The organism is Pseudopedobacter sp., assembly GCF_040392825.1.
Lineage (GTDB): Bacteria > Bacteroidota > Bacteroidia > Sphingobacteriales > Sphingobacteriaceae > Pseudopedobacter.
This window is the reverse complement of record NZ_JBEBVH010000099.1, coordinates 1-13,300: the sequence shown is the minus strand read 5'-3', so window position 1 is coordinate 13,300 and position 13,300 is coordinate 1. Positions and strand designations below refer to the sequence as shown.

Sequence of the window (13,300 nt, the reverse complement as noted above, 5' to 3'; positions counted from 1 at the left end):
GGAAATACGGTGGCTTTTCCTGATCGGGCAACCCCATGTAAAGCCTCGTTCCACCAATCGTAAGCTGGAATACCTAGACGGCCTACAGGTTTAGAGCTATTCATCATCAAACCAACTTTCTCTTCCAGCGTTAGCAATCCCAATAAATTTTCTATTCGTTCATTAACAGGTAAATCCGGATTCCTGAACTTATAGGGTATTTCCTGACTTTTCAAATTACTGTTACCTAACAAACAATAAAAGAAACATGTAACTAAAAAACGGATTATATTTTTGTCCATATCAATAATTTATAATTCCATTAAATTTTGAGTAGCTGGGTAAGCGCTTTACCTTATCGGCGTATGATTTCAGGCTTAAATCCAAACCATATTTTACTATTCCGTAAAGTAAGACGAATAGGGATATTACAGATGTCAGATATGTTGAAATATATAGCTTAAATGTTCAATTCCATTAGTTTAGGATATAATAATCTACGATTTAATAATTATGAATTTCACTCTCGCTAATACTTCCACATTCTCACATGAACAAAAGTAATTTAACGTGATGAGGTTATATCAGTAAAAATAGACGCTCATTTTCAAATAAGCTTCGGAAAAAATATTGCTACAATTTTTTGAACTTTGTGTTCTTAGGGTTAATCCAGATAATCTAAGGCATTTGAAAGGCCGACGCCGGCAAACCTTCTTTATTATATAAATTTGCTTTAGCCGGATTATGGCTCCAACCGTATCTTAAACGTTTCGGATTTTTCACATCGTCATTCCACACGATCACCTTATTTCCTTCTATTTTAGCTTTCGCCCATTTAAAAGCACCAGATGCATCTGCAACAGCAAAGTGCTTCAATTGCTCATTATTTCTACTCACCAGACCGGAGCCGACATGATCGAAAGTCAAAATAAACTTACCGTCTTTTATTTCGTAAGATTTCAAGACTGGCCCTGAGTAGACTACTTCTTTATCTCCATAAGCAAGGTATTCAGCTGCCAGTGCCAATCTATCGCCAACAGTTTTTTTATTTAAAGGATGAATATCGTTCCATTCACCAATATCTGTAATAACAGCCATTGCTGTATTCGGAATACTCAAAGTTTTCCTCTGAGCCTCTCTTAACTCGGCCCAATTACTTTCCTGGGGAGCGCTACTTTCTTCCATAAAATTCGCCAATTGCACATATAAAAATGGCAGTTGAGGTTTATTGAAATATATTCTCCAATCTTTAATCAGATCAGCAAAAAGACTTTCATATTCCTTAGGGTTTCTTGTATTCGATTCACCCTGATACCAAATAACACCCTTAGTTACAAAATTCTTTAAGGGTGCAACCTGGGCATTAAATAAAGTTGAAGGCTGATAATGGAAAGTCACCTGATTAGATGGCATTGGAATAGATGAATAACCAACTTTGTAAAACCAATCGCCTTTCAGAGAAATAGTATCTTGTCCCAATGTCATTCCATAAAACTTGTCAGGAACGAATCCTCCATTACGGTTATTGGCTACTAACCTTACGGTAATGATATTTTTTCCTTCTTTCAATGTATTCTCGGGAATATTATATCGTCTTGGGGGATATTGATATCCGGTAGTACCAACTTTAACACCGTTTACGTAAGCTTCGTCACGATCTACCAAAGCTCCTAAAATCAACATACTCGGTTTACCTAATTGAGTTTTCGATAGGTTGACCTCTTTTTTAAACCAAATAACGCCACTGTTTCTCAAATTACCAGCAACATTCACATGAGTTTCCTGCTTATTTTCTATAAACGGATTTGATTTCCAAAGTCCCGGCATACTCATTTTCTCCCAATTCCCAAAATCAAGATTGTTATTCAACCAATTTTCTTTTAAACCTAAATCTTCCTTATCAATATTATTATTCCATGAATCAATCTTTTCTTTATCGGCTTTTAATATACTGTCTACAATTCCTTTTTGCTGATATTTCTTTAAAAGCTTGTAGTAATCGGGATATTTTTTAATTGTCCCCTCTGGCAACCATGCTTCTGCCGGAGAACCGCCTACCGCAATCCTGATTAATCCGATAGGTACATGATATTTTTCGTACAGTGCTTTTGCGAAAAAATAGCCAACAGCAGTAAATGCCCCTACATTTTCAGGAGAAGCCATTTTCCATCCGCCTGTTGCAAAATCTTTTTTCAACTCATTAAATTCATAGGTGGTATTTACCGCGAAATGTCTTATTTTATCATTTTTACTATTTTCTACCAGACCCGGATATTTTACTTTTACCCGATTTACCGGCAATTCCATATTCGACTGTCCCGAACATATCCAAACATCTCCGATTAATATATTTTGAATCTCCAGTTGGTTCTTGCCTATAATCTGCATGGAATATGGTCCACCAACTTTCATGGCTGGCAATTCGATCATCCAATTCCCGTCGCCATCCGCCTGAGTACGATAAACCTTATTTTGAAACTTTACGCTTACATTTTCAGCCTGATCAGCCCATCCCCAAATCTTTACTTTTTGATCTCTTTGCAAAACCATTCCATCACTTACCAACCGTGGTAATTTAACATCAGCATAAGCGAAAAATACGTTAAGTGATAGAATAATAGATAACAGTTGCTTTTTCATTTTCTATGGTTTATAAATCGTCTTTCCCTGTATAGTCCAGGTATTTAAAATGTGCTTCGCTGGCAGATGGCTGCCCATTGGAACTTGCATACAAACCAATAATACAGCCTACAAATCCACCTGCTATTTTAGTACTCAGATATCTGCCATCGACTTTATCTTTTACCAGCTTCCATTCTCCGTTATTTTCAGCAAAGTAGAAAGCGTAATCAGCCCCATTGGCTACAACTTTCAATTGTACCTTACCCGACTTTTTAACCTGTTTCTGAATGACGAGATCCATAAATTGGTTTTCTGAACTTGCCCGATACAATTGCACCACATCATATTTCTCGAATTTAGATCTGCACAAATAATAAAAGTGTTTTTCATTTTGGAAGATTACAATGCCTGCAGTTTCATTTCCATTTTTAGGCGTAAACTCAACTTCAGTACTCGCTTCAGCTTTTAAATGCTGTAACCTCCGACCGATAAATGATGGATTTCCGGTTTCTATAATGGTTTCAGGCCGTAGTTTCAGCGTCAGACCTTTTTGCTTAGAAAGCGAATACCATGAATTGTCTTTCGTTCTCATGAACATTAACGAATTGGCGATGGTATCTTTAAAAGTATAACGCTGCTGAAAATTTCCGTTTAAAGGGAATGGCGCCTTTTCGGCTTGCTCTTTCCAATTAAAAGTATATTCATGCTGCACTTCCTTATGATCCGGATTGATAATAGGCCAACCATCATCAGTCCATTTCACTGGTGCTATAAAAGTCTCCCTACCGGTATTATAATAATCGCCGGAATACGGTCTTACAGCTAAAAACACTGCATAAGTATTCCCATCCGGACCTTCAACCAAATCCGCATGACCTGTTGAAGTAATTGGGTTTGGTCTGTTTGGATTTAAGTTTCTTTGTGTTAGAATTGGATTTTTATCCCAGGGAATAAAGGGCCCTTTAACATCCTTACTTCTAAAAATCACCTGAGAATGGTTGATAGAAGTTCCTCCTTCCGCAGCACACAGGTAATAAAAATCCCCTCTTTTGTATAAATGTGGTCCCTCTATCCAAACCGGTTTTTTACTAAGATCTACTCCACCATTTACCAGAATAGTTTCTTCACCAATAATTTTTAAGTTCTTATAATCGAACTGATACATTCTTATGGTTCGATGTCCGTCGTATAAAGGCTTGAAATCCGGAGCATCACTATTATATATGATATATGCTTTATCTCCATCAAAAAACAAAGAAGGGTCTATTCCTCTAACTTCTGGAATTTTAACGGGTTTAGACCAGGGACCGGCGGGATTGGTTGCTGTAACAACAAAATTCCCATCATTGTCGATATCTGTACAGACCACATAAAAAACGCCTTTATGATAGCTGATCGCCGGAGCGAATAGTCCTCTGGAAATCTTTTCGCCTATAAAATCCATTTGCTCTGGCCGATCAATCACATTGCCTATTTGTTTCCAGTTCTTTAAATCTTTACTATGAAAAATAGGAATCCCGGGAAAATAGGTAAATGTAGAATTGATGAGATAATAATCTTCGCCAACTTTTTCTATACTCGGATCTGGATAAAAACCCTTTAAAATTGGATTCTTAATGGTAATTTGTTCTTGTGCTACCACTTGTAAAGCAAACACTAAACCCAGTACTACAAGCGCCTTTTTCATTTTCACAAATTTTAGTTTACAGTATGAAGTTATAAAATAAACCTAAGACCGCAATCGATTGCATTTAATTTAACTATTTTAAGGGCTTACTTCAAAACTCATATCCTTGGTTGCTAATTTCATTTTTAACTGCATAAGCAGATTTTAGCCTTAATAAATTCATTGCTATTTTCTCCTTCAGTTTTTCATTTTTTATCTCTTGTAGCAAGAAATCTCTCATTTCTGTCATTTTCTTTATCCTCTTGCCAGATTCAGATTTCTTTACTATTACCATATATTTTCCATTAGAAAAAAACGGCTTAGATACTCCACCAACCTTAAGAGAGAAAATTGAAGTTTTAATGCTATCCGAAAGAAAAGTACTTTTAGAATTTAAATATCTATGCTCTATATTTTCAAGTCCTATAAAATTATTTATTTTACGGTCACCCTTGTTCAAGCTTATCATAGCCAATATGGCTTTATTAAGTTCTTTAAAATGATAAATTGAAATATCTGCTTCGGTAGCTTGAGTAAAACCTGATTTACCAAGATCATACTTTTCTTTTAACTCTTCGTCGGAAACATGAATGTCTTCTTTCAAATACTTTTCATAAAGACTAAAAACCACATTTTTCTTGTAGTTTTCTTTATCAAGTATAAACTTAACATCATCAGTTAGTCCGTACTCTTTCGCTTTTTGATACGCATAAACATCATAGACCATAGACTGCAAGTAATAATAAATATCGGCTTCTTGGGTTATACCTCTTCTAATTGGGAGATAATTATAGTAATCTATGAATTGATCTAAGGAAATGTTTTTTATTTTGCTATCGAAATTATAAGATACAAGCCTAGATTGCAAATAACCATCAAATGACTTTTTATCAAACTGATTTAATCCCTTGTATTTCTGCGCATAATTATCTAATTGAAATAATACCTCTTCGTTTATTAATATCTGCGCTTTTCCTTCTATTTCTCTTTGATACTGTGCTCTCGTTTCTACCTGTTTCCTACGCATTAGAAAACTGATAACATCACTTTTAATTTTACTCAAGTCTAATTCAGATTTACTCTGAACTTTCTTAATATGAATTAGATAGTAGTGTGCATCAGGAGACTGCAAAAAAATAACATCATTTGATTTTAAACCAGAAATTATCTCTGCTTTTTCACCAAGTAAAGTAAAAGGCCATTTAAGTGTATCGATTTTAAATGTGGCAAAAGTAGTTCTGGAATTCTTTGAAACCGTATCATAAAATTCGGATTGTTTTTTTATTTCAGATTCTCCTATTAACTTAACAACCTGTCCATAGTTTTCGAAATCAAGATACTCCACTACGAAACTTTTTGAAGCAGCTTGTAAAGCTTTTTCTATTTCATCTGGAGTTGTTTTCTCTTTCGCCATTTTTTCATCTAAAAGCCCTCCCGGTTGAGTTAACACTAAATGTTCCATACTTTCAACTTTAATATTTACTTCCGTAAGTGTGTCAAATCCTTTTTTATAAGCGTCAGCGAGGAGATAGGCACGATCAATGAAATTTTGAATCCATTTTTTTATATCTGCAGATGTAGGGTTATAGTTATTTTTTCTTATAAAATCTGTTTTAAAAACATTTAAATTTTTTTCGAATTCATATTCAGTGATATTAACATCTGCTACAGATAAAATGACTTTATCTCCAACCTCCTCCGCATAAACGTTTGAAAAACTGAAAATGAAGAAGTAGATTAAGAGAAGATGCTTTAACTTAAATAAGTTATCAAATAAAAACTTATTAATCATGTACTTGAATAGCTAACTCCAATTATTAATTTTTAAAAATTATGATTACTTATTTGGTTATAATTCGAATATTACCAGTACGCTCCTATTTGGCCTGTGCCGTCGCTGGTAGAACCTAGCGCCAGGTAAAGAAATCCGTCGTTTTCTGCCGCTGTAAAAGTTGTCCCTCCATAGTTTCCTCCCACACTTGAGGCTGTATAAAGCCACATACGGCCTCCCAAGTCGGCCTCTGCCCCTGTATATCCCGGCGAATTGATATAAAAATACGTATATATATTTACTGTTACACCTGGAGTTATATAATAACTTTGTTGGTAAGCTTGACCAGATGAAGCATAGCATACAGCACTATTAGTCCCTTGAATGCCACATTGCGCAGAAGCTTTGCTATTGCTTATTAATAAAAGACAGCATGTAAAACACGCTAAAATCAAAAACTTTTTCATTTTTTTCTTTTTTAAGGTAAACAGATACAATTGGAGTTAGCTTTGAGAGAGTTAAAATGAGGCTGCCTAAAAGTGTCTGTCATTCTGAACGGATTCGCAGGCGCTCTCAAGAGCACTTATTAGGAGACTCCTGCCTGTCGGCAGGTAGGTCTCTTAATAAAGTCGACGAAATGACAATGTTCTTTGGTTTTTAGATAGCCTTCGGTAATTATATTTAATAAAAAAATTAATTATACCCTGGATTTTGATACGCCTTTTTCTCTTCCAACGTCATATCCATTGCATCTAATTGGCCTAAAGGAATTGGCCTTAAGTATAAATATGGTTGAATACTACGTGTTACGGTTATAGGCGTATGATCACCTATATTAGGTCCACATATCTCATAAGAAGAAGAAAGCTCTGCCCATTTTTGGGTTCTCACCAAATCATACCAACGGTAACCTTCACCGTAATATTCTCTCGAACGTTCTGCTAATATATAGTTAATATCTACAGTAATCGGAGTAGTAGCAACCATATTTGCGCTATTATCTTGTAATTTAACTGTATTTCCATTGTTATCCCAACGCCACTTGCCAGCTCTGTATCTAATTACATTAATTAAATCTCTTGCTGTTTTACCCGCCTGTGTAGTAGCTCCTTTTACGGCAGCTTCCGCAGCAATAAAATATAATTCTGAAAATTTCGCAATATTAAAAGGGCGCGTACTTCCGGCATTGGGTTGTCCTAATGTTCCATCATTATCGGTTCTATATGGTCCAAGTTTCCAAAGTCCCGGATACACTAGCCTACTAATACCACGCGGAGATACTACAAAATCTGCTCTACCAGGTAATATCCCTGCTCCTATATTGCTATTGTATACGCTATTTGAATAGTCAATTGGAACAATTGGTTCTTCATTTAAAAAGGTTAGAATAGCATCGCCTGGATTCACAGGGAGAAAATTAACATTAAATAAAGATCCGCTCACATTATCCTTATCCCAGTTACCTCTGTATACAGTTGTGAAAGTACCATCATAACGCGAATCATTTACTTTATCTGCAAAAGTATTTTCTATTACTCCAATTGTTGGGCACATTCTTGTCCAAGGACGGCCAAGATGTTGCTGTGCTTCTCTCCTTACCGACGATATTGACGTCCAATTCCCGCTGGTTGAGCTACTTCTGATATTTGTGTAATTCCATGTCATCATCCAACCAGCAAAATTGTCTGGTGCACTGCCACTACCATAGGTAAGATCTCCTGCGTTATAAAATGCACTTGTTTCGGTATGATCCGCATATAAAAGAATTTCTAAATTACGGTCATTTGATCCTTCGTTTACATCGTAAAATGTTTCTTGGAGTTTAAAAGGCCCCGGATTATCAATTGCATGTATTGCAATATCATAAGCCTGCTGGAAATACCATTGCGCATTATGTCCATCAGGGTCCGTACGGGGGCTTTCTGGATATGTAGGTATATTGTTAGGATTCTGCAGCCACCAACCATATGTTAAATACGCTTTAGCTAGATAAAGCCGAGCTAACGCCTTCGTGACACCACCAGTTACCCGACCAGATGTAGGTAAATCTTCAATAGCCTTTAACAAATCGGGGAAAATTGCTTTTGTGTAAACCTCAGGAACAGTATTTCTAACTGATTTGGTTACAGCCGAGGTATTAAATTTTAATTCACCAGCACCTAAATCTAGAGGAACTCCACCGAAGGTTTGAACAAGAAGAAAATAATCAAATGCTCTAAAAAACCTCGCTTCTGCAATAAGCGAATTAGAAATCGTGCCAATTTCGGTTGCATTTTCAATAACACCATTTGCTGTATTGATGTTGGAGAAACATATTCCCCAAATTGCATCTGCTCTGCTATTAGAAGCATCTATTATCCCTTCTCCAGAAATATCCATTACTTTAAAATTCTGATCTGCACTCTGCGCCCAGGTAACCTCGTCTGTTCCAGTAAGACAGGTATTATAGTAATAAGCTTGGCCGTAAATATAACGGAGATGGGCATACATGGAAGTTATGCCTCCGGCAACACCTTTTTCTGTTTTAAAGAAACCTGGCTCATAGATACTACGTGGTTGCTCTTCCAATAATTTCGAACACGATGTTGAAATTAACATAGCCGTTGCCCCTATTATAGCTTTTAAATATATCGCTTTCATCTTGTTTCTTTTAAAATGTTAAATTAAACCCAAATACATAATTACGAGTCGCCGGAGTATTGGTTCCCAAAGTCAACAGCCTCCTTAGATTATCAGAAAGTGGAACTGCTGCATTTTCATTACCATATGAATTAGTTTCAGGATCCATGCCTGATTCTTTATGATATGGAGAAAACAGAACAAAAGGGTTTTGAATCATAAAGTATCCCTTTAAACGGACAGCTTTATTTTTAATAAGATTCCGACTAAAATCGTATCCTAAGGTAATTGTTCTAACTTTTAGGTAAGATGCATCAAAATAACCTAGCGTGCTTCCATATTTAGGATTATCTCCACTAATTTGTTTTCCTGGCCTTGGGTATTTCGCATCGGTATTTTCTGGAGTCCAATAATCTACTTTAACATTATTATTCCGCGTAGTCAATGTGTTTAAATAACCTGATGCTCCGTACAATGAACTTATTAATATTCCTCCGCTTTTATACATAGCTACGGCACTAAGATCAAAGCCTTTATAGGAAAAACGCGTATTAAAACCTCCCATAAAATCCGGGTCCACATCCATTATCTGCCTATCATCTGCGTTTATTGCCCTAATAGGAGTACCATCCGGATTGTATCCTCCAGTATATTTAACTTTGATTGAACCAACTACAGCATCGTCTGTTCCGGGCTCCAATATATTCCTGTAAGGATCATTTTGCTGCCACAATCCTATTTTCTCATAGTCATAAATAGCGTTGATATTATGGCCTACAAACCATCCATTTCCTTCATCTCTTAACTGTCCCGAAGCTAAGGCTACTAACTTATTCCTATTAGTATAAAAGTTAATACCAGCTTCCCATGTTAATCCTTCGGGATTATCTAATATAGTACCATTAAGACTGATCTCGATTCCTTTATTTTGAGTTTCACCTATATTTTGTGTAACACTACCTACTCCTGATGTTGGTGGTAACCCTACATTAAGTAAAATATCCTTTGTATTTGTTACATAGTATTCTACGGTTCCAGACAAACGGTTATTCAGTAATGAGAAGTCGACACCGTAATTTGCAGTTTTAGAATATTCCCAGCCTAAACTCGAATTTGGTAAAGAAGACACATAATATCCTGTTGCATAACTTTCACCGAAATTGTATGGTCTGGTGTCTAACCTTCCTAAGGTAGCGTAAGGGAGAATTGCTTGGTTTGAAGTCTGCCCAAACCCTGCTCTTATTTTTAACATATTAATAGCAGAAATATTAAAAAACGGCTCATTCGAAATATTCCATCCAACCGATACAGCTGGATATGTATGCCATTTATGACCTTTCGCTAATCTTGAAGAGCCATCAGAACGCAAAGTAGCAGAAACCATATAGCGATTATCATATGAGTACATCACGCGCCCCATCCATGACATAAGACCCCATAATTGATAATCTTGTTGTTTCGGATCTACAATAATCTCCCCTGCAGCTTGTCCAATATTATAGAATTGAAAAGCTTCTGCAGGGATATCCCTTGCCGACATCGATGACCTATTGTATTTATTCTGTTCGGCAGATTGCAATAATATTGCGTTCACAGTATGTTTTCCATTAAAGGTTCTATCATAAGTTATAAGGTTTTCTATTGTCCAATGATAGGTTTGAGAATTACTAATACCTGCGGAAGATAAAGTTTGTGCATTTACTGAATTTACTCCTTGCCCGGTAAAATTACCATTATTGCTATATATGAAATCTAATCCTAAATTAGTTCGGGCTTTAAGCCCTTCTATGCCAGGTATTGAGAGTTCCCCATAAAAAGCATTATAGGTAGCAAAACCACGAGTTTCATTTAACCAAAGTCCATTGTCGCTGAGATCATTAATGATATCCTTGGTTAATACAAACATATCTCCAGATGCCGAACTAACGTTTCTCTTGGTTGTTCCATCTACATTAAAAGGATTTATAATAGGCGAGGCACTTAATATACCAAACAGCCCTACTTGACTACCTTCATTGATATTATAATTATTATTCGAAGTAAAGCCAACCTTCAAATATTTACCGACATCTTGATCCATCGAAGCTCTAAAAGAGTAACGATTGTAAGATTGGGTCGGAACTATGCCCTGGTTTTTATAATAGCCCAAACCAAAATTATAGTTCCCCCGTTCAGTCCCCCCAGAAATTCCAATATCATGACTTGTCACAGCTCCTGTTTGGTAAAACAAATCCTGCCAATCAGTATTAATTCCTTCTTCTTCATCAGGCCCATTGGTAGGATAGATCCCTGCCGCTTTACGTAAAGCAGTAAATTCTTCACCATTCATCATTGGAAATTTAGCAAAGACTTCCTGAACTCCGGCATATCCATTATAAGAGATCTTAGGGCTCAAACTTCGTTGTCCCCTGTTGGTGGTAATTAATATAACCCCATTAGCTCCCCGAGAACCATAAATAGCTGTTGCAGAAGCATCCTTCAACACATCTATACTCTTAATATCTACAGGGTTTATATCTGAAATAGAACCAGAAAACGGTATTCCATCGAGAACGATTAACGGGTTGTTATCCGCCGTTAGCGACCGTGTTCCCCGGATTCGTATTTGCATTGCTGCGCCTGGTTTTGTTGATGTCTGAGAGATATCTACTCCTGGTAACCTTCCCTGCAAAGCCTGTGAAACGTTGGCCGACGGCACTTCATTCAGTTCATTCCCACTTATCGATGCAACAGAACCAGTTACCGCTTCTTTACGTTGAGTTCCATAACCAATAACGACTACTTCTTCCAAACTTCTTTGGTCTGGCTGCAAAGTAATAGTTATATTCGTCTTACCTGCAACATTAACCTCCTGGCTTGCATAGCCGATGTAAGATATTACAAGTATCGAAGTGGATGATGGAACATTAATTTCAAAATCTCCATTAACACCTGTCAAAGTACTTGAGGAACCTCCTTTTAATTGAACCGCCGCTCCTGGCAACGGCTCTCCGGTTTCATCCATAACCTTACCCCGCAAGCTCACCTGAGCGAACACGCTACAAGGCAGGATAGTTGTTACTATCATAAGCAGCAACAAAAATTTAGTTTTCTTAAATTGGTCCATTTTATTCATGATAAAAGTATTAGGTCTATAATGTTATTGGGTTATAGTGGAAAAAAGAGCATTTTTCATTGATTCCACGAAATTTTTCGTATGTCATTGGTTCATAATTAAGTTAATCAAACAGTAAATATTAGGATTATCAAATCCTTCTTTTCAATTGGTATGATAAAAGTAGAAATTAAAAACTAAAATTGCAACCGATTGCATAATTTTTTTATATTTATTTTGCAAAAGCATATACACGTAATTAAAACGCCGTTTTAGTTCGTGATATCGGTTGCATAATTTTATTAATATGAGTTTAACACAAACCATGAGGTGGTACGGTCCCACTGACATCGTATCTTTAAAAGACCTAAAACAAGCCGGCTGTTCGGGTGTAGTAACGGCTTTGCACCAAATACCCATTGGAGAAACCTGGAAGACAAAAGACATTGAAGAACGGAAACATCTAATAGAACAGGAAGGTTTAAATTGGGAAGTTGTGGAAAGTCTGCCTGTTCATGAAGATATCAAAAAAAGAAACGGCAAATACATATTTTACATCAATAACTATATAGAAAGCTTAAAAAATCTCTCGGCATCTGGTATTAAGATCATTACCTATAACTTTATGCCTGTTTTGGACTGGATGCGTACAGATTTACAATACAGACTTCCTTCCGGAGCATTGGCTCTAAGATTTGAACGGCTTGCATTTATCGCGTTTGATCTTTTTCTATTAAAACGGACTGAGGCGGAAAACGATTATTCTAAGGAAGATATTCAGCAAGCTGAAGCTCTTTTTTTAAAACTTTCAGAGGAACAAAAAGATAAATTAAGCGCCACATGTTTACAAGCTCTTCCTGGCAGTACAGAAAACTTTACTTCAGAACAAGTTTTAGCTTTACTGAACGAATATAAAGGTATAGACACGGAAACATTAAGGCAGAATCTGGTCTTGTTTTTAGAAGAGATAACACCGCTCGCAGATCAACTTGATATTCAATTGGCCATACATCCTGACGATCCTCCATACCCTATTTTAGGACTCCCCAGAATAATGTCTACAGAATCAGACGCCTTATATATTATGAATAAGGTACCTGCTAAGTCTAACGGTTTTTGCTTTTGCAGCGGATCTTTTGGAGCCAGGCCAGACAATAATCTGCCGCAAATGATTGATAAGCTTGGTTCCAGAATATATTTTACGCATTTAAGAAGTACACAGCGTGACGAGTCTGGCAACTTCCATGAAGCTAACCACCTTGAGGGAGATGCTGATATGTATGAGCTCATGAAACGCCTTGTAACACTAATGCTAAAAGAAAATCGGGACATTCCTATGCGCCCCGATCATGGCCATCAAATGCTCGATGACTTGAATAAAACTGCATATCCAGGCTATTCTGCCATCGGGAGATTGAAAGGACTAGCAGAATTGAGGGGATTAGAATTAGGCATTCGAAAAAGTTTAGAGCAATAGAAAGGGCGGGGAATTCCCCACTCATGGTCGGAAGAAATTCTGGCCATTTTTTATGTTTTAAAAAAAAGTCCT

Annotated in this window: 7 protein-coding genes and 1 pseudogene; 1 reads left to right on the top strand and 7 read right to left on the bottom strand. The window is 36.6% G+C overall.

All coding sequences use genetic code 11. The annotated features are described in order from the left end of the window. From ABWO41_RS08815 to ABWO41_RS08785, 7 genes and pseudogenes are all read right to left on the bottom strand, one after another. Positions 1–281, bottom strand: a pseudogene (locus tag ABWO41_RS08815) (glycosyl hydrolase); the annotation flags it as partial. 376 nt (positions 282–657) lie between these two features. Then, entirely contained in the window at positions 658–2,619 is a 1,962-nt protein-coding gene (locus tag ABWO41_RS08810; RefSeq protein ID WP_353136597.1) for a sialate O-acetylesterase, read from the bottom strand. A gap of 10 nt (positions 2,620–2,629) precedes the next feature. After that, entirely contained in the window at positions 2,630–4,288 is a 1,659-nt protein-coding gene (locus ABWO41_RS08805; protein ID WP_353136594.1) for a glycoside hydrolase family 43 protein, read from the bottom strand. A gap of 91 nt (positions 4,289–4,379) precedes the next feature. Continuing rightward, positions 4,380–6,059 (bottom strand): peptidylprolyl isomerase, encoded by a 1,680-nt coding sequence (locus ABWO41_RS08800; RefSeq protein WP_353136591.1) that lies wholly within the window; start codon positions 6,057–6,059, stop codon positions 4,380–4,382. A gap of 71 nt (positions 6,060–6,130) precedes the next feature. Beyond that, on the bottom strand, positions 6,131–6,505 hold the full coding sequence (locus ABWO41_RS08795) for a hypothetical protein (protein ID WP_353136588.1): 375 nt from the start codon (positions 6,503–6,505) through the stop codon (positions 6,131–6,133). A 226-nt stretch (positions 6,506–6,731) separates the two neighbouring features. Continuing rightward, positions 6,732–8,678, bottom strand: coding sequence for a RagB/SusD family nutrient uptake outer membrane protein (locus tag ABWO41_RS08790; RefSeq protein ID WP_353136585.1), 1,947 nt, complete (start codon positions 8,676–8,678; stop codon positions 6,732–6,734). 10 nt (positions 8,679–8,688) lie between these two features. After that, positions 8,689–11,724, bottom strand: a complete 3,036-nt coding sequence (locus ABWO41_RS08785) for a SusC/RagA family TonB-linked outer membrane protein (protein WP_353136582.1) — start codon at positions 11,722–11,724, stop codon at positions 8,689–8,691. 334 nt (positions 11,725–12,058) lie between these two features. Here ABWO41_RS08785 and uxuA point away from each other — a divergent pair, with 334 nt between their 5' ends. After that, on the top strand, positions 12,059–13,228 hold the full coding sequence (gene uxuA, locus ABWO41_RS08780; protein WP_353136579.1) for a mannonate dehydratase: 1,170 nt from the start codon (positions 12,059–12,061) through the stop codon (positions 13,226–13,228). Positions 13,229–13,300: the final 72 nt, after the last annotated feature.